Annotated in this window: 10 protein-coding genes; all 10 read left to right on the forward strand. The window is 41.9% G+C overall.

All coding sequences use genetic code 11. The features are described from left to right. Positions 1-9: 9 nt before the first annotated feature. The 10 genes from ACY8D0_RS23790 (at position 10) to ACY8D0_RS23835 (ending at position 19,268) form a co-directional block, all read left to right on the forward strand. A complete protein-coding gene (locus ACY8D0_RS23790) occupies positions 10-891 on the forward strand; it encodes a carbohydrate ABC transporter permease (protein ID WP_462412922.1) in 882 nt (293 codons plus the stop codon). Between the two features lie 5 nt (positions 892-896). After that, positions 897-1,580 carry a DUF624 domain-containing protein gene (locus tag ACY8D0_RS23795; RefSeq protein WP_462412923.1) on the forward strand — a complete coding sequence of 228 codons (684 nt, stop codon included), beginning with the start codon at positions 897-899 and terminating at the stop codon, positions 1,578-1,580. Further along, positions 1,577-3,301 carry a heparinase II/III family protein gene (locus tag ACY8D0_RS23800; protein ID WP_462412924.1) on the forward strand — a complete coding sequence of 575 codons (1,725 nt, stop codon included), beginning with the start codon at positions 1,577-1,579 and terminating at the stop codon, positions 3,299-3,301. Before ACY8D0_RS23795 ends, ACY8D0_RS23800 begins: the two co-directional genes overlap by 4 nt. Then, positions 3,294-5,153, forward strand: a complete 1,860-nt coding sequence (locus ACY8D0_RS23805; RefSeq protein ID WP_462412925.1) for a DUF2264 domain-containing protein — start codon at positions 3,294-3,296, stop codon at positions 5,151-5,153. Before ACY8D0_RS23800 ends, ACY8D0_RS23805 begins: the two co-directional genes overlap by 8 nt. 343 nt (positions 5,154-5,496) lie before the next feature. Continuing rightward, the gene (locus ACY8D0_RS23810; protein ID WP_462412926.1) at positions 5,497-6,843 is read left to right on the forward strand and encodes an ABC transporter substrate-binding protein; all 1,347 of its coding nucleotides are present in this window, start codon (positions 5,497-5,499) and stop codon (positions 6,841-6,843) included. A gap of 54 nt (positions 6,844-6,897) precedes the next feature. Then, positions 6,898-8,736, forward strand: coding sequence for a sensor histidine kinase (locus ACY8D0_RS23815; RefSeq protein ID WP_462412927.1), 1,839 nt, complete (start codon positions 6,898-6,900; stop codon positions 8,734-8,736). Beyond that, positions 8,714-10,336 carry a response regulator transcription factor gene (locus tag ACY8D0_RS23820; protein ID WP_462412928.1) on the forward strand — a complete coding sequence of 541 codons (1,623 nt, stop codon included), beginning with the start codon at positions 8,714-8,716 and terminating at the stop codon, positions 10,334-10,336. Before ACY8D0_RS23815 ends, ACY8D0_RS23820 begins: the two co-directional genes overlap by 23 nt. Positions 10,337-10,572: 236 nt before the next feature. Then, the gene (locus ACY8D0_RS23825) at positions 10,573-11,697 is read left to right on the forward strand and encodes a glycoside hydrolase family 88 protein (protein ID WP_462412929.1); all 1,125 of its coding nucleotides are present in this window, start codon (positions 10,573-10,575) and stop codon (positions 11,695-11,697) included. A 46-nt stretch (positions 11,698-11,743) separates the two neighbouring features. Next, positions 11,744-14,797 (forward strand): beta-galactosidase, LacZ type, encoded by a 3,054-nt coding sequence (lacZ, locus tag ACY8D0_RS23830; protein WP_462412930.1) that lies wholly within the window; start codon positions 11,744-11,746, stop codon positions 14,795-14,797. 667 nt (positions 14,798-15,464) lie between these two features. Next, positions 15,465-19,268, forward strand: a complete 3,804-nt coding sequence (locus ACY8D0_RS23835; RefSeq protein ID WP_462412931.1) for an S-layer protein — start codon at positions 15,465-15,467, stop codon at positions 19,266-19,268. Positions 19,269-19,417: the final 149 nt, after the last annotated feature.

Genomic DNA, 19,417 nt, shown 5'->3' on the forward strand with positions numbered 1-19,417 from the left:
GTGAACAACTTGGACGCTTCAGCAAAAACAATGGATAACTCGGCAAAAAGCCCAGTGATGTCACGAAGAACAAAAGAAAAAATCGGAAATGCCATTACGTATATCTTTTTACTTTTACTATCTTTGTTGGTATTGATCCCATTTTTCTGGATGATTTCATCCTCATTAAAACAAGATAACCAGGTATTTAGTATCCCAATGGAATGGATTCCTTCCAAACCACAATGGAATAACTTTGTCGTTATTTGGGATCAAATCCCGTTATTAACCTTCTTTAAAAATACGATCTTTTTAAGTGTAGTCATTACCATCATTCAAGTGTTGACCAGCAGTTTTGCTGCTTATGGATTCTCTAAAATGAGGTTTAAGGGTAGAGATACACTGTTTCTAGCTTATATTGGCACGATTGCGGTTCCATGGCAGGCGTATATGATTCCCCAGTTTATCATGATGAGGGAAGTGCATCTGACTGATACATTGTGGTCATTGGTGCTATTGCAGGCCTTTAGTGCATTTGGTGTTTTCTTAATGAGACAGTTTTATATGAGTATTCCAGAGGAACTAAGTGAAGCCGCCCGTGTGGATGGGCTAAACGAATACGGAATCTACTTTAAGATTATTTTGCCGTTATCAAAACCGGCCCTAACCACTCTGGCCGTTTTAACTTTCGTTAATACCTGGAACGATTACATGGGGCCGTTTATTTATTTAAATTCAACCGAAGTGAAAACGATTCAGTTAGGTTTGCGGATGTTTGTCACTTTGTATGATGCCCAGTATGCGCTGATTATGGCTGCTTCATTGATATCGATTATTCCGATTGCCATTGTGTTCATCTTTGCCCAACGATACATTATTGAAGGAATTGCAACGACTGGTATGAAAGGCTGATCTGTATGTTTCGAATGAACCTGTCACATTTTCAATATGCTGCATTGTTTAATTATGGCTATTGGTTTCTCATGTTAAATCTATATTTTGCACTTGCCAATATTCCGTTGATAGCGGCTTTCGTGCTATTGCAGCTGGTTCCATCCAATATAGTTTACTATTTTGCTGCCCTTATTCCGATGGGCCCAGCCCTTGCAGCCTTAATTGCGGCCTTGAAAAAAATAGTAGTTGAAAAAGATATTAGTGTAACAAAAGACTTTTGGAGATTTTATAAGGGGAATTTCTCAAGCTCCATGAAGCTTTGGCTCGTTACTCTTGCCCTGCTATTCATTTTAGCAATGGATATGGCGATGTTTGCTAATCAGTCATTTTTTGCGATTGCTTCTCCCTTATTTATTATCTTAGCCATCCTATTAATCAATATGGCAATATGTGGCTTGGTGATCCTTACAGAAACGAAACATACCTTAAAAACACTTTTGATCCTGTCGTTCTATTATGCTATCAAAAAGTTTTATATTACGTTTTTGAATCTGTTTTTGGCAAGCTTTTTCCTGCTCATTTTATTTATCAAGCCGGTATTTGCCCTCATGGTGCTGCCGAGTCTCATTTTCTTCTTGATAGTGCGTAATAGTTCAGCAATTTTTCGGAATGAAATGACAATCATTAAAGGAAGTGCCCAAAATTGAAATCGATAGAGGAGTATTTCTCCGGTCATCGCATAGATCAACCCTATACAAAGGTATTTCAAGATGAAGTAAAACAGCATATTAAGACACTGAACAGTGATGAAACTTTTCTACTTCCTAAGTTCGAAGGCTATCTGGCGTACTTGGAAGAAGGGAATCGAAAGCTGTTAGAGGAGGTCTATTTTAAGCGCAGAAAAGATGCCACATCTTTAGCGCTTTATTTGCAATGGGACCAAGATGAAGAAAAATGGCGACTGTTTGAAGAAATGCTATTTTCTATTTGCCAGGAATATAGCTGGGCCCTGCCTGCCCACATTTCGATCAGTGACGAAAAAAATAGTTATATAGAGGCATATGAAACGGTAGATTTATTTGCATCGGAAACGGCACACTTTTTGGCAGAGTGTACGGTTATTTTTAAAAACAAGTTAACTCCAGCATTATTGTGCATGATGAAAACGGAAATTCAAAGACGGGTATTAACCCCATTCGTGAATAAGGATTGGAAGTTTGAGAGGCTTACGAATAACTGGAGTGCGGTCTGTGCCGGGTCCATCGGTATGGCCGCGATGATTTTAGTAGAAGACGGGGAAACAATGCGCCGGATTTTGCAAAGGGTAGAAAAGGCGATGGAATGCTTCTTGCAAGGATATGGGGAAGATGGAGCCTGCGTGGAAGGAATGGGCTATTGGGTATATGGTGTAGGTTACTATAGCTATTTCGCGGACATGTATGAGCAAGTGGAAGGAAAGGACTTATTTACCGCACCCAAATGGCGAAACATTGCAGCGTTTCCTCTAAAAGCCATGATGCCTTCGGGAAAATATCTTCCTTTTTCGGACTCACCCGATAAAGTGACCATTCCATCCGGCTTAAATGCGTTTTTTATGAAAAAGTTCGGGATTGTTCCTGCACAAGAAACTGCCGTAACAGACTTCCACTTTGATCATTGTTACCGCTGGGGCCACCTTAGCCGGATTTTGTGGTGGAGTAAGCAGGAAGTAAGAGATTCCTTTCAACAACTAAATGGTGAGTTTATTTTCGATGATGCAAAATGGGTCATAACGAAGCAGCCTGATTTCTATTTTGCCGCCAAAGGCGGCCATAATGACGAATCCCATAACCACAATGATTTGGGGCATTTTATTTTAGGGAATGCCGAGGGATTAGTATTGGATGACTTAGGTGCCCCGGTTTACACGGCTGACTATTTTGGAGAGAAGCGTTATGAATTTGCCCATACAAGATCTTATTATCATTCTGTTCCATATTTAGATCATCAAGAACAAAGGGAAGGCGCAGACTATCAATCTTCTATTGTAGAGATTAGCCAGAGACCCGGTCAATTTTCGGTTGTGTATGACCTTCATAAAGCTTATCCAATCACCAGAGAAAGTTATTATACACGTACCTACACATTAGCCGTCAATAAACGGGAACTGTGGATTAAAGATGCTTTTACGCAACCAATTCCCTATGAAACACACTTTATCACAAGAATGAAGCCGGATGTTCTCTCGGGAGCGCTTTCTTGGAATCATGGACAATGGACTCTCCATTATGAGAAAGATCTATTTAAAGTAGAGCTGGAAGAGTTGGAAATAAGCAATCACTTTGGCGAAAAGGAAACGGTCTACAATCTGAAGCTTATTTCTAAGGATCACAAAAGACTCGAGTATGATATAAAGGTAACTTGGCTGGATGGTGAAAAGGATGAATAAGGTAGAAACGATGAACGCAACCAGCAGGAAAGATATTACTGCTATTTTAGAAAAATTGGCGGATCCCCTATTACCGCATTTTGACCAAGGGGGACCGGGACTGAAGTTTGACACAGGCGGCACGCATTACAGTGAAAAGACGCGTCAAATGGAGGCCTTGTTCAGGCCGCTGTGGGGAATCGTCCCATTGCTTGCCGGAGGGACAGAATACAAAGGACTGGAGCCATTTATCGGCAAACTTAAGGATGGCTTTAATCCGGAGCATCCCCATTACTTTGGAGAAACGAATGATTATGACCAGCGCCTTGTGGAAATGGCCGTGATTGGGTTAGCCTTATGCATTTGCGGGGATAAGTGGTTAAGTTACTTTACAGAATCGGAACAGAAACAGCTCCATGCCTGGCTTAATCAAATCAATGAACGAAATATTCCAAGAAACAATTGGCTTTTCTTCCGGATTTTAATCAATCATGGGTTTCGTCTTAATGGCTTTGCCTATGATGCAGCAAGGCTGAAGGAGGACTTGGAGACGGTTCACTCGTTTTATCGCGCTGAAGGGTGGTATGTCGACGGTTATCCCGACCAAGTAGACTATTATGTGGCGTTTGCCCTCCATTTCTACGGTTTGGTGTATGCCAAAACAGCGGCTGCAGATGATCCGGATGCAAAGATTTTTATTGAGCGGTCCAAGGAATTTGCCCAATCGTTCGCTTGTTTCTTTGATGGGAATGGGGCAGCCGTCCCATTTGGCCGGAGTATGACTTACCGTTTTTCCCAAGTGGCATTCTTTAGTGCCGCCATCTTCGCTGAGGTGGAAGTATTGCCATATGCTGAAATGAAGTGGTTGGTGGTCCAGCACTTAAAACATTGGATGAAACAACCCATTTTTAGCCATGAAGGTTTGCTGACAGTGGGGTACTATTATCGAAACCAGGTGTACACGGAAGGATACAATGCCTTTGGTTCACCTTATTGGGCATTTAAGACCTTTTTGTTATTGGGTCTCCCTGAAGACCATCCTTTTTGGTCGATACCTGAGAAGGCACCGAGCCTTCCTGCGAAAAAGTTAATTGCTCCGGCGCGGATGTTGGTGACACGAGACCAAAGCAATCACCAAGTTCAGTTGTATACCGTCGGGCTGCATTGTGAGCCACATACCCATTGTGATGCGAAATATGAAAAGTTCGTCTATTCCAGCGTATTTGGCTTCAGTGTTTCGAAAGGTCAGCTTAATTTACGGCAAGGGGCTTTTGATAATACACTCGCCGTGAGTTTGGACCCGGAAAGATATTACAAAATGCGCTATGAAAAAGCAGCCTATCAAATAACGGAAGATTATTTAGTAACCAAGTGGCATCCATATGATGGTGTTAAGATTCGCAGCATCATTGTTCCGTTTACACCATTCCACTTCCGCATCCATGTGGTGGAAACAGATAAGACGATTTATCTAGCCGATGGAGGCTTTGCGCTTGGGTTTGATACTGACGGCGTTGATATGCAGAAAAATAGGGTAGAGGAGCCTGGCCATTATAAGGTTACCAATGGTGAACATCAGGCAGGGGTGTTGGATTTTAGTCACCAATCACAATTGGAATTTGTTTATGGTGAGCCGAATTCCAATATTATGAGCCAGCAAACCTATATTCCAACTGCAAGGGATACAGCTAAAAAAGGCAGTCATTTATTCATCCATGGCTTTTATGGGGATGTTGTGGGAGATATGATTCTTGAACCGAAATGCTCTGTTGGAGAGAAAGAGGTTGTTCTATCAGTTGGCCAAGCGACGGTTTTGATCCCTAAACACTTATTAGACATTGAAAATGAAATTGAAGACTTCTTGATCAAATAAGCACTGGCCTTTTACAAGAAGGGGGAGCCCTTTCTTTGTAAAAGGTCTTTTTCTATTCATAGAATAACCACTAAGTCATCAGGAAGAATGACTAGGCAAGATGGTAAAAAATATAGCTGAATGTATCAAAATAACGTTAAATTGAAAAATTTGGTTTCACTTATAATAAAGAGGAAGTTTCGAAGCAACAATAATGAAGCTTCACCCCCAATCTCCTCCGGGAGGAAAATACCATGTCATATTTTCTCCTAAACTAGTATAATAAGCTTATACTGGTTCGATAAAATTCGATAGGATTTTTGAAAGGGCTTTCTATGGAAGCCCGACTCCTGGGGGTAGTAGAATGAAGAAAAAAATATGGCCTTTATTGATTAGCACCATACTCATTTCAGGTCTAATTGCCGGCTGTTCGAACAACGAAAGCAAGGCCGCGTCAGCTCCAAAAAAGGACAAGAAAATCACATTGAAATTCTATTCCCACGGGACCGAGGCGAATTACAACTGGAAGAAAACCATAAAGGCATTTGAAAAAAAATATCCAAACATTGATATTGATTTAGTGGTTCTCAGTGATAAGGGGGACACGAGGGAGTCCATCAAAAAACTGGACCTTGCCGCAGCAACGGGAGAACAAATGGATGTTCTGATGTTCAGTGACTCCGCTAGCTATGCTCAGCATGTCAACATGGGGATGGCCGCGCCCTTGGATGAATTCATTCATCAAGAAGGATATCAAGTTTCAGAGGAATACAAAGTAGATACGCAAATAAACGGAAAGTATTACGCACTCCCAGGTAAATTTAATCCATGGTATGTCCTGTTAAACAAAGACCATTTGGATGCAGCAGGACTTAAGGTGCCAACAGATTGGACCTGGGATGAATTTTTGGAATATGCTAAAGCGCTTACCAAAGACGGCCATTACGGAACATACTTTCATGGACCGCAAGACGATGGCTGGCTGGAGTATATGAGGCTCGCGCTTGCAAGTGAGCCCGAAAACTCTGAATTCGTAACCGGGGACGGGAAATCAAATTTAGACAACCCGTTGTTTAAGAAATCATTGGATATCAGACTTAAAATGGAAAAAGAAGATCAATCTGCTGTTCCCTATGCAGAAACAATTTCCAAAAAACTCCATTACCGGGAGGAGTTCTTTAATCAACATGCCAGTTCCATTATAATCGGAAGCTGGATGAACACAGAACTGGGTGGAACAGACCTATATCCACTAAATTTTAATGTGGCAGTTGCTCCTTTCCCGAAAAATAAAAAAACAGATACTGGCGGTTATACGCTGGTCACAACAGACTATATGGCAATTGCTGCCAACTCCAAACATAAAAAAGAAGCTTATACATTTATACGCTGGTATACGACGGAAGGGCAAATCGTACAAGGTAAAAATATCCCATCTTGGAACAAGGCCAGTAACAGTGAGTTAACCAATATAATTGACAAGGTCATCAGTGGAACAAAGAATCCTGAAAAAGTGGATAAAGAATCCTTAAAAAGTGTGTTATTGAATGCGAAGTCATCCAAGTTTATTTCACCCGCTCCTTACCAGGAAGAAATTTATAAGGTCATCAACGAAGAATATGAAAAGTTAATTTTTGGGGAACAGAATTTGGATGAAACAATCAAAGCATGTCAAGCAAGAACTCAAGAAATTATCGAGAATAATCAATAATACGGAGTAGTAAGGGTATTTTAGTCGACCTACTTTGATTAAAGGACTGAGCAAATGGTGAACAAGATTCAAACAATACTGTCGGCTCGTTCATTTCGTTATAAAGTTATTTTCATTTCCATCATTTGTTTGCTCATACCGGCAGCGATGACGTTATTTATCTATAACTATTTAACGAAAGATACCATTAGGGACCAAGCATTATCGAATGCCAATCGGGAGCTGACCATAGCGAATGAATATGTGCAAAAGCTCTTCGAGGATATGATGTATATTACAAACTTTATCCAAGTGGATGCTGAGATGAATACCCTATTGAAAAGAAATTCAAAAAATACTGTAGGGACATCCCCTGACCAAAGCTACCAACTATTTATGGATGATAGCAAAATCAACGAAACGATTGAAAATATCACTTTGCTCGGAGGAAAATCCTACGTCACAATCCTTTTAAAAAATGGTCAATCGTATACCAACTATTCTATTAATGAATATAATCCGAATGATTTATTCCATGAAGAATGGTTTAAGCAATTGAATCAAACAAAGGGATATGAATCCGTTTGGATTGGAAGCCAGCCAACCGTATTTAAATCAGAGAAAAAAAAGAATCCCTATCAAATTTCTGTTGCCCGGACATTAAGGGATGAAAATTTAAATATATATGGCTATGTCATCGTGACAATCATGGAAAGTAAAATCAGTGAAATATTCGAAAACATGGATGGCCAAGAAGAAATGGTCCTCTTGGATTCTTCTAATCACATGCTTTCAAGCAGCAATCATTCAAAAATTGGCAAATTATTCGAGTACAGAGACCAATTAAAAGAAAAGAACTACTCTAATATTTTCCAGGTTTCCAAGAAGAACTATATCCTTGCAGAACATAAAGTTTCATTCACAGGATGGAAACTAGTCTCTGTTGTCCCTTATAAAGAAGCAACCAATAAAGTGAATTCCATTTTTAACAAAGTCATTTTAGTTCAAGTTCTGTTTTTCGCCATCTTTATCGCCCTTATGATTTATTTATTAAGGACCATTACAAAGCCGATTGCCCGTCTGGGAACAGTTGCGGAAAACGTCCAGCAAGGAGATTTAACGATTCGCTCCCGGATTTACAGCAAGGATGAGATTGGGAAATTATCAAAATCCTTTGATTTGATGCTCGACCGCATCAATGAAATGATTGAGGAAATTACCATAACGGAGGAAAGAAAAAGAAAAGCAGAACTGGATATGCTCCAAGCGCAAATCAATCCACACTTTCTGTTTAATGTCCTGAATTCCATCCGAATGAAGGTTATGGTAAAAGGCGACAAAGAAAGTGCCAATATGATCAGTTCGTTGTCAAAACTGTTGCGCATGACAATATCAAAAGAGAAAAAGACCATTGCTTTTCATGAGGAAATCCAGATTGTCTCAGACTTTATCAATATTATGAATATGCGGCAAAAGGAAAAGGTAAATGTGGAATTATCGATACAGGAGGAAACGAATTCCATCATGATTCCCAGGTTTGTCCTGCAGCCAATCATTGAAAACAGCATTATCCATGGTCTTAATCAGAGTGCCGGGACCATTAAAGTCACGACAAAAATCGATGACTCTAGGGTAATGATTGCGATAGAGGATGATGGGCAAGGGATGGACGAAGAGACTTTGAAACAGTTGAAGAGCAAGCTCATCCTATCAAACGGCACTGATTACTCGAATAGCAGCAATAAAAAGGGCTTTTCTTCAATGGGTTTGTCGAATGTGTATGAACGGATGTATATGTCGTTTGGCCCGGAATTCAAAATGGATATAAAAAGTGAACCAGGTAAGGGAACTCAAGTCATCCTATCCATACCTAAAGGAGGCATCAGGTCTAATGTACAAAGTAATGCTAGTTGACGATGACTATCCGGTAGTGGAATTTTTATCTGAAGCGATTGAGTGGGAAGAACTCGGAGTAACTCTTCAGAGTACGCATGAAAATGGTGTAAGCGCTTATGAAAAAGCAATGGACGAAATGCCTGATATACTGATAACGGATATCGGCATGCCAAAAATGAGTGGGATTGAATTGACCAAACGCTTAAAGGAGATCAATCCTGCCCTGCAGGTCATCATCCTGTCCTGCCATTCTGAATTCGAATTTGCCAAACAAGCGCTAAAACTTCAGGTCCAAGATTATTTAGTAAAAGATACATTTGATCCTCAAGATTTGTATCGGGTAATCCAAAAGGTAAAAGAGTCCCTTGACGAAAAAAAACAGCAGACATTCGAGCAGCTTCAAATGCAGCATTTGTTAGACAGAAATAGAGAGAATGTAAAAGACCAATTCATCCGGAGAACCATCCAGCAAACACAAATTTCTGAAAAGGAATGGTCCATGGATGCCAAGGCCCTGGGACTGGAATTAGATGATGAAAGGTACATGCCCGCGCTTCTATTGGTCCATGATTTTCACAAAGTGAACGAACGGTTTCTGACGGAGGATATGCTCACCTTTGCTCTTAATAATGTCATGGAAGAGGTAATAACAGAGCTGGACTGGAACGCTCTTCACTTCTGCTTCAGTCCAAAAGAGTTCATCCTTTTATTTCCGTATTCTCAACCCATCAATTTAGATCCCTTTGACAGAGCCTATGAAAATATGAAAAAGATCCAGAAGGCGTTAAAGGGAATATTGAATATTGAGATATCTTTTTTAATTGGCGGGAATGTCTCCAACTTACCTGAATTAAGGCAGGAGCTGTCCCAGTTATTAAATGCCAAGCATCAGAGTTTTTATATGCAGAAAGGCTCCATCGTAAAAAGGGAGACCGTTGTTCCCGCAGTGTCGGAAGACTTGTTTTCCTATTACGATAAAGCATCGGCGGATTTTAAGGAACTGGTGCTAACGAGAGATGAAAGCAAGTTAGATCCCACTTTCTCCAAATGGATACAACTGATAGAAGAAAAGAATTACTCTTCCGAGCAGGTAAAGGAATGGATCCTAAAGCTTCTGTTAGATCTTAAGATTAGATTGCAGGCATCCCATTATTTCCGTTCCGGGCATTCGATGGAATGCCTCCATCAAAAAATCCTGACCTGCGATTTTTTATGTGAGTTAAAATCCCTGCTAATAGATTATTTTAAAACGTTACTGCACTTCTTAAATGAAGTTTACAATCGGACGAAACGCAAGGAAATTTTGGATGCCATTAGTTATGTGTCTGCTCATTTGGAAAAGAGAATCAGCCTTGAGGAGGTTGCGAGTCACCTGTACTTAAACCAAAGTTACTTTAGCCGATTGTTTAAGAAGGAGATGGGGGAAACCTTTGTTGAATTCGTGACCAAAATGAAAATCGCCAGGGCTAAAGAATTGCTAGAACAAACGGCTGGCTCAGTTGGGGAAATTTGCGAACGTCTTGGTTACGATAATCAAAGCTACTTTATAAAACTATTTAAAACCCATGTGGGAGTCACCCCTGTTGAGTATCGAAGCGGAAAAGTTTCAGTGGGGTAAAGTATTCTCCGTATTCAGGTCCAGTGCATGACTGGGCTTTTTTTATCTAAAAGGGGAAAGAATGGTCAAAAATGTTTATATAGTTATCAAAATAGCGTTAATCATCCAATCTGCCTCTATCCTATAATGAAACTAAAAAAGATAACCTAGGAAACAGGTTGCCGCCGTTTTTGAAAGCGATTCCTAAAGGTGCGCAGCTTCATATGTTTCCTGGATGAACAGGAAAGGTGAGGAAAATGGCAGAAGAATTGCACTGGATTAATGAGGCGTGGGAGCAAGTAACGAAAAAAGTAACGAGAACAAGCAAGAGGATAGGGGCCAATTTTCCCCATGCAAGTGATAAAGGGGAGTATATTTTGGAAGAACCGCACTGGTGGACGGCAGGCTTCTGGCCTGGTGTTCTGTGGCAAGTGTATCGGGAAACAAAGGATGATGCAATAAAGCAACTGGCTCAAGAATGCGAGGATAAGCTCGATAAGGTCCAAAATGATTATTACCGTCTTGATCACGATATGGGGTTTATGTGGACATTAACAAGTATTGCTCAGTATAAGATTACTGGGGATGAGGATTCCAAACGGCGGGCCTTGCTTGCTGCCAACCTTCTGATGGGGCGCTTCAATGCCAATGGAAACTTCATCCGTGCGTGGAATCCGTGGAGTGAAGGAGAAGACAATAGAGGGGTCGCAATCATTGATTGCATGATGAATTTGCCGTTACTTTACTGGGCTACCGAGGAAACCGGTGATCCTAGGTTCAAAAGTGTTGCCAAAAGGCACGCTGATACAGTGTTGGAACATTTTATCCGGAGTGATGGAGGGGTTCATCATATTATTCGATTCGATCCTGATACCGGTGAAAAAGTGGAAGCGCTAGGCGGGCAAGGTTATGCCCCTTATTCTGCTTGGGCAAGAGGAACCGCTTGGGCGATTTATGGTCTGACATTAAGCTATCACTATACAGGAGAAGAAAAATACCTAGAAACAGCCAAAAGGGTCGCCCATTTCTTTATCTCCCATCTGCCAGAGGATTTTGTTCCTGTTTGGGATTTCCGACTTCCAGCTGAAGTCGAGTCCCCAAGGGATTCTTCCGCAGGTGCCATTGCTGCGTGCGGTCTCCTGTTATTAGCAAAAAAAGTACGGACGGAAGAATCACCTGTTTATCAAAAGGCCGGGGAGAAAATTCTTGAATCATTATATAAAAATTATGGTGATTGGGAAGGGATGGAAGAGGGACTGATTCTCCATGGTACCAGCCATTTCCCTGAAGGAAAATTCACCGATAATCCGTTGATTTATGGGGATTACTTTTTTGTCGAAGGACTTGCGAGTTTAAAAGGGTACAAGGAATTATTTTGGTAGAATTCTATTTCCCATTTTTATATAAAATAGATAGGATGTGAAAAGTATGACGGTGATTCCAAACATAAGAAAAACCATTCCAACCATAGATTGGCTGACTGATGTCAATGTGTTTGCGGTTAATCGTGTTCCGGCGCACTCGGACCATGAATATTATGAATCAGTGGAAGAAGCTCAAAGTGGTGCTCCCATGAGATTCCGTCAGGATTTGAACGGGAATTGGAAGTTTAGCTATAGTGTGAACCCGGGCATCCGCCCGGCTGAATTCTATAAGACAGATTTTCAATGCTCCGGTTGGGGAGACATCACAGTTCCGGGCCATATCCAGCTGCAAGGCTATGGGAAACCACAATATGTCAATACCATGTATCCATGGGATGGGCACGAAGAGATTCGGCCGCCGGAGATTCCTGCCGAACATAATCCAGTTGGGAGCTATATAAAGTATTTTGAAGTCCCGGCCCATTTTCAAGATAAGCCGGTTTATATCTCATTCCAAGGAGTCGAGTCCGCATTCTTCGTTTGGTTAAACGGAGAGTTTGTCGGATATAGTGAGGACTCGTTCACTCCGGCAGAGTTTGAACTGACTCCTTATCTGGCAGAAGGAGAGAATAAACTTGCCGTTGAGGTATATCAGCGCAGTACGGGAAGCTGGCTGGAGGACCAGGATTTTTGGAGATTTTCGGGGATCTTTCGCGATGTTTTTCTCTACACGGTGCCGGAAATTCATGTCCAAGATGTATTTGTCCGTCCGGAACTGGACTCCACTTTTACCAAGGGGACATTGGCAGCAGATTTAAAGCTTCAAGGGCTGGCTCCTTCAAAAATAACAGCCGAGGTAGTGGATGCAAAAGGGAATCTTGTTGCCAGCGCCACCGGGAACGAGAAGGACGGCAAATGGTCATTCTCCATCATTGTAGACAAGCCTAATCTGTGGAGCGCGGAAAATCCTTATTTGTACAAATTACATATCCAGCTCTATAACGAGTTAGGACAATTGGTGGAAGTCGTTCCGCAAAGGGTTGGTTTCAGAAGATTTGAGCTTGTTGATAAAATCATGCGGATTAATGGGGAACGGATTGTCTTCAAAGGGGTAAACCGCCATGAATTCAATCCCCGCCGTGGCCGTGCCGTTACAAAGGAAGATATGCTATGGGATATTAAGACGTTGAAGCGAAATAATATCAACGCGGTAAGGACGTCCCATTATCCAAATCAAAGCTATTGGTACCAATTATGTGATGAATATGGTATCTATGTCATAGATGAAATGAATTTGGAAACCCATGGCTCGTGGCAAAAGATGGGCAAAGTAGAACCATCTTGGAACGTTCCGGGAAACAGGCCCGAATGGGAAAACATTGTCATGGACCGTGCCATTTCGATGGTGGAGAGGGATAAGAACCACCCTTCGATCCTCATTTGGTCGTGTGGCAATGAATCCTATGCTGGGTCGGTCATTCTGAATGTATCCCAGTATTTCAGAAAAACCGACCCAAGCCGCTTGGTCCATTACGAAGGGGTATTCCATAACCGCGAATATAATGATACAAGCGATATGGAAAGCCGGATGTATGCAAAGCCAGCCGCTATTGAAAAATATTTGACGGAAAACCCGGAGAAGCCGTACATCAGCTGTGAATATATGCATGCAATGGGCAATTCGGTGGGCGGCATGTACAAATACACCGCTTTAGAACAAAAGTATCCCATGTATCAAGGCGGGTTTATTTGGGATTATATTGACCAGGCCATTTATAAGAAGGACCGGTATGGCAATGAATACCTCGCATATGGCGGTGACTTTGGGGACAGGCCGACAGATTATGGCTTCTGTACAAATGGGATAGTGTATGCCAATCGGGAGCTGTCACCCAAGATGCAGGAGGTCAAATTTTTATATCAAAACTTTAAGCTTCAACCTGACCAAAACGGTCTAACCATTAAAAATGAAAGCCTATTCTCTAATACGGATGACTATGTCTTGGAATATGCCCTGTACCTGGAGGGGCAGGAAGTGTACCGTAACACGCTGGCGGCCGCTGTTGGACCGCAAAGCACGGGACGCTTTGAGTTTACCTGGCCTGCAGGCATCACGGAAGTTAATGGCGAGTACTGTGTCCATACAGCTTTAAAGCTGAAGGAGAGCACGGCATGGGCGGAAGAAGGATATGAAATTGCGTTTGGGCAATATGTGTACCAGTCCGGCTCAAAGGAGTTAGCCCTCCCTAAAGGTGAATTGCGGGTCGCTCATGGAGATGTCAATATTGGTGTACATGGCAAGGACTTTACGGTCATGTTTTCAAAGCAGCAAGGAAGTCTGATTTCCTTGAATTACGCTGGAAAAGAGATGATTGCCTTGCCGCCGGCACCGTTATTCTGGAGAGCAACCACCGACAATGATCGGGGATTTTCCCAAGGCTTCCATTCTGGTCTTTGGTATGCTGCCAGCTTAGCAAGGAAATGCGTGGATATTCAAGTCGAGGAAAACAAGGGGCAAGTGACTGTTAGCTTCACATATAAGTTCTCAATTAACCAGGAGATAGAGGTGAGAACAGCGTACACGGTTTATTCTGATGCTAGTGTACGGGTAAAATCGGCGTATAAAGGTGCCGAGAGTCTACCACAGCTGCCGATTTTTGCCCTTTCCTTTAAGGTTCCTGCAGATTATAACCAACTAGAATGGTATGCAATGGGGCCGGAAGAGAATTACTCTGATCGAAACAAGGGAGCACGACTCGGTATCTTTCAAAATAACGTAACAGACAATTTATCAGGATATGTGATGCCGCAAGAGTCCGGCAATCGTACCGGTGTCAGACGAGTAAGCTTAACGGACGGAAACCAGCAGGGAATTGAAATTCGTTCTTTAACAGAACCATTGGAGTGCAATTTTTCTCCTTATACAGCTATCGAGCTTGAGAACGCTCAGCATGTTTACGAGCTGCCTAACGTCCACTATACGGTTGTCACCGTGGCTGGCAAGCAAATGGGAGTCGGCGGGGATGATAGCTGGGGGTCACCGGTTCATGAGGAGCACCTCCTCAAGGCGAATGAGAACCTGGAATTTGAGTTTATGATTCATAGAGTTGGCATGTAGTAGAGTAATTGCGACGAATTATTTATAAGTAAGAACGCCTCCGCAGTCAGGGAGGCGTTTTTGCTGTCTACTGTTCATAAATCAACGGTATCATGGACCAGCTCATAAAGGCGCAGCCGATACCGATTAAGCATAAGAGTGAAAAGGGATAGGTTGTTTTTCTAAATGGATTGGCCTCGCCCGCAAAAACAAGGCGATTTAATAGTAAGGAGTATATTGGGAATAGGATAAGTGTTGTGACAAAGAGCATGAAGTCAAATCGATAATCAACAAATGAGAATGGTTCGCTGAGCTCCTCTCGTCACAATCAACAGCTGTATTTCAGAAGGCCCAATTGAAAAAGTATAGAAGGAAGAAGATGTAAAAAAAACAATGAATATAGTCAATATAATGCTATAAGGACGAAAAGAATCTATGAAATAATGAAAGCGTTATCAATATTCCTTTGGAAAATCGAAGTTAAAAGGAGGGCTATGATAAGAATCCTTACAAATGTTTACCATTTTGACTCCTTAGAATGACAACATGTTAACACGCCTCCATAGAATAACCTCAGAATCTTTTAATAACGCCAGGTAAGTTCATAAAACTCTAATAGAAAATAGCGTAATCATATGTTGATTTCGTTTTTTTTGTCTTGAGCGAAAAGAAGGGGAAGATTATAAAAGTGGGAAGAAAAAAGGCTAAAAAGATATTAAGGAGTTTATGTGCGGCTTCCATGGTATTGGGATCCGTTGGATTTGTCGGTGCCAATGTTTCAAAGGCGGATGTCATCTCGAAAACCATTACAATAAATGGCAACGATACAGATCAATATAATCGTTTTAAAGGTTTTGGAACGGTAACGGCCAACAATACATCCCGATTATTGCTGGATTACAAGGAAGAGCATCCAAAAGAATACTGGGAAATCATGAACAAACTGTTTAATAAAGGCACAGGAGCCGGGTTAACACATATTAAAGTAGAGCTTGGAGCCGATGTGAACTCCTCATCGGGTACGGAGCCTGCCACGATGCGTTATCAGGATGAACCGGCCAATGTGCTGCGAGGGGCGGGGTTCCAATTTGCCGCTGACGCCAAATCAATCAATCCAAATATCACGGTTGAAATCCTGCGCTGGGGTGAGCCGCGTTGGACTTGGAACGGAGCAGCGAATAATGAATACGAGAACCGCTACCAATGGTATAAGCAGACTTTCGATGCGGTTTATAAAGAGTATGGTTTTAAACTAGACTATATTGGAATTTCTCAAAATGAGAAAACCCAAAATAATAGTGTTAGTGACAGCCGAAACGAAGTGGACTGGCTGAAATTTTTTACTTCAAGAATCAAGCAAGAACCTAATTATGATACAGATTATAAAGGTATTAAACTAGTTGCGGCCGATGGCTATCGTGACACCAAGTCCATTAGTCAAGTGCTGCTTAATAATCCGGATTTAATCGATGAAATTGATGTCATCAGCTCCCATTATGGACTGACGGGGTCAAATGAACTCAACCAATTACAAAATAAATTGATTTCAGAGGGCAAACAGCCAAAAGAAAACTGGGTGTCAGAGGGAATTGCCCCAATGATTAACGCACGGTACCGTGAAAACATGGAGCCGAATTATAATGGGCTTGGAGGAAAAGCAGGAATCATTGATGTCACGTCAAGGATTATTTCTGTCTACAACTGGACCGGTGCGGGCAATACACCGCTTAATGCCGTTTCATTTGACTTCCAGCCTTCTGTCGCAGCTTTCTATGAAGGTGCTGCCTATAATCCAAAACACCTGATTAGCGCGTACGACCCATGGTCCGGTTTTTATGAAGCTGATGGCGGTTTAGAAGGTGTCCGTCATGTGATGAACTTTGTTGGAGAGGACGATCCCTCCACCCCTGAAGATGAGAGCTGGATGTATGTAAAAGGAGCCACCTATAGTGACGGTGCCTTCTTTGACGGCGGTGTCGATGTCGATACGAGTACACACAATTATTTAACCTTAAAAGATCCGAAAACGAATGACTATTCAACCGTTTTTGCCAATAATACAAAAAATACCCGCAAATATACGGTTAAACTTGAAAATCTAAAAGGAAAAGAAGATGCCCCTGTTTATGTTTGGGAGACCCGCGGTTCCGATAAGGGAGAAAACGTGGATGCCAACTGGTTTAAAAATGTGGGCAAAGTAACACCAAACGACGGTGTATACGAAATTGAAGTAAAACCGTATTCTATCGTAACCATTTCTACATTAGACAAGAAGTCGGAAGTGGAAGACTTTGAATATCAACCGGAACCAGTAGATGTTTCGAAAGACACCATCTTGCCGTTGCCGTACACCGATGATTTTGAATACAAAAAATATCCTGCCGATGAAAAAGGCCGGGATTATGTGGACCGCCGCGGCGGAACTCCACGATACACAACGGACCAAATGGGCGCTTTTGAAGTTGTGAAAAAAGCATCCCAACCTGCAGCAAGTGGAAGTGCTGCACGTACTGATCTGCAAATTCCGGATGCAAAGGCTCATGGAAACATGCTGCAGCAAAAAATGACTCCAGACATTATTGGAGCGGATTGGGCCGTTTGGGGCGGAAAGGATGGAACCGCATCTTCAAGCAACCCATTTACCAATATCGGTGACCATCGGTGGGTCAACTACAAAGCTTCCTATGACTTTTTACTAGATACGCATACACCAGAAGCACTAGGCAGAAGCAACTATGCCTTAATTGGAGTAAGACAGGTAAAAGCCGGCGGCACGGATTCCAATGCGCCATACAATGCCCGCATCTTTGCCGATGGTAAATATGAAATTCTTAAGCTTGGAAAAGTGGAAAAGAGCGGAACGATTGAGAACTTCGATAACAAGGTATGGCATAATCTAGCCTTTGAAGCTAAAGAAAATGTATTTACCCTGTATCTAGATGGGAAAGAAGTCGATGCCTATACGGACAAGGATTCCAGCGTTATGGCAGGAAGAGTAACAATCGGTTCTGGTTATTACGAAACTCTGATGGACAACTTCCGTGTTGATCCAGTTAAAGGCTACACTTATACTTCAGATAAAATTGATAGTGCCCAAGGCAAGAAATATGATTCCGAAGAGGCGGCTTTGAATAATCAAGATACCTTGAATCCTATTGCCTATCTTGGCCCATGGGATTATACACAAGCAGGATATGCCCATTTTAACCGTACTCAAATGACTGCAAAAACCGATGTACCGGTTTGGAACGGTGTAACCGTAGGACACAAGGACTCTACTGCGGTACAAGGTACACTGAACAAAGTGTTCTACTCTTCAGGCTGGTCGTCCAACAGCAGCAATGCGTGGGCTTCCGTTGGCGGGTCGCTTGAAATTAAATTTAAAGGAACGGAAATCAGATTATTTGGCGAAACCAATCCATCAAACGGCAAGGGTGATGTATATCTCGATGGACAGTTAGTCGGTGAAGCGAATTACGTAAATAATAGCAGTGTGACGCAAATGGTTTGGTCTGCTGCGGATCTGGAAGACAAAGAGCATACCCTGAAAGTGGTGGCTAAAGAGAAGTATATTAGCTTTACCAAAGCTGAGGTTGAAACGACTGATCCTGTATTAGCTGTCCAAAAATTAGGACCGACTGATATTGTTAAAACATCAGATGAATCAAAGATTGAAAATAAAGAAAACACGGTTTATCTCTTCAGAAAAGGATCTGACTGGGGATCTAATAGCACAAATGCATGGGCGAATTTCAATGACAGTCCGTATGTTCTTATCAACTTCACCGGTTCAGGAATTGACTTTTTGGCTCAACCTAATGCTGCGCAAAAGTATAACTTTGAACTTGACGGTACAGATGCAGGCAACTTTAGTGTTAATGCCAGCGGTGTCATGTATTCAGTCAGAGGTCTAGAAGAAAAGGCGCATACGTTAAAGGTATCTCTTAAAGATAATGCTAGAATCGAAACCTTCATGGATTATCGCGGGGTCAACATCTATAGCACACCAAAAGCGGATAGCCCTAAGAGCAGCATGGTCTTCCATTTTGATGGGTCTGGTTTCAATTTGTTTGGTGCAACTCCGGATGCTTTGATTGACGTCTATGTTGATGGCCAATTGATAGATGAGAATTACAGAATCTACGCAAAAAGCGACCGGCAAACCTCCTATAATGTCCGTGGACTAAAGGATGCCAAGCATATGGCTAAAGTTGTGATTAAAGGTGGTACCTTTACTTTGGACGGTATTGATGTCATTACTGGCCGAAATAAAGTGGAAGTCGATAAAACCAAACTTCAGAAAGTGTATGATGCCAATCTTAGTCTAGACCAAAAGAATTACACTGATGAAAGCTGGAAAACCTTCCATAAAGCATTTCAATCAGCCAAAGAGGTATTGCAAAATCCTGAATCCACTCTAGAGAAAGTGGTAGCTGCAAAGACCTCTTTACAGGCAGCAGTAGATGGATTGGTTGAGGTACCTAACAATTAGTTAAATTCTGTACCCAATAATTTTAATACTTCACCTTTACAGAAAAATAAGAGAGGCCGGTGCCATTTTCAAGATGTGGCATTTGGCCTCTTTCATTTTGGATGACTAAACTATAATACTTTTGTAAATGGCATTTATATCCAGTTAGG

It is taken from the genome of Neobacillus camarae (genome assembly GCF_054950115.1).

Coding starts and splice junctions, on each gene's coding strand:
- ACY8D0_RS23795 (WP_462412923.1), top strand. CDS start 897: ATGTTTCGAATGAACCTGTCACATTTTCAATATGCTGCATTGTTTAAT.
- ACY8D0_RS23805 (WP_462412925.1), top strand. CDS start 3,294: ATGAATAAGGTAGAAACGATGAACGCAACCAGCAGGAAAGATATTACT.
- ACY8D0_RS23810 (WP_462412926.1), top strand. CDS start 5,497: ATGAAGAAAAAAATATGGCCTTTATTGATTAGCACCATACTCATTTCA.
- ACY8D0_RS23815 (WP_462412927.1), top strand. CDS start 6,898: ATGGTGAACAAGATTCAAACAATACTGTCGGCTCGTTCATTTCGTTAT.
- ACY8D0_RS23820 (WP_462412928.1), top strand. CDS start 8,714: ATGTACAAAGTAATGCTAGTTGACGATGACTATCCGGTAGTGGAATTT.
- ACY8D0_RS23825 (WP_462412929.1), top strand. CDS start 10,573: ATGGCAGAAGAATTGCACTGGATTAATGAGGCGTGGGAGCAAGTAACG.
- lacZ (WP_462412930.1), top strand. CDS start 11,744: ATGACGGTGATTCCAAACATAAGAAAAACCATTCCAACCATAGATTGG.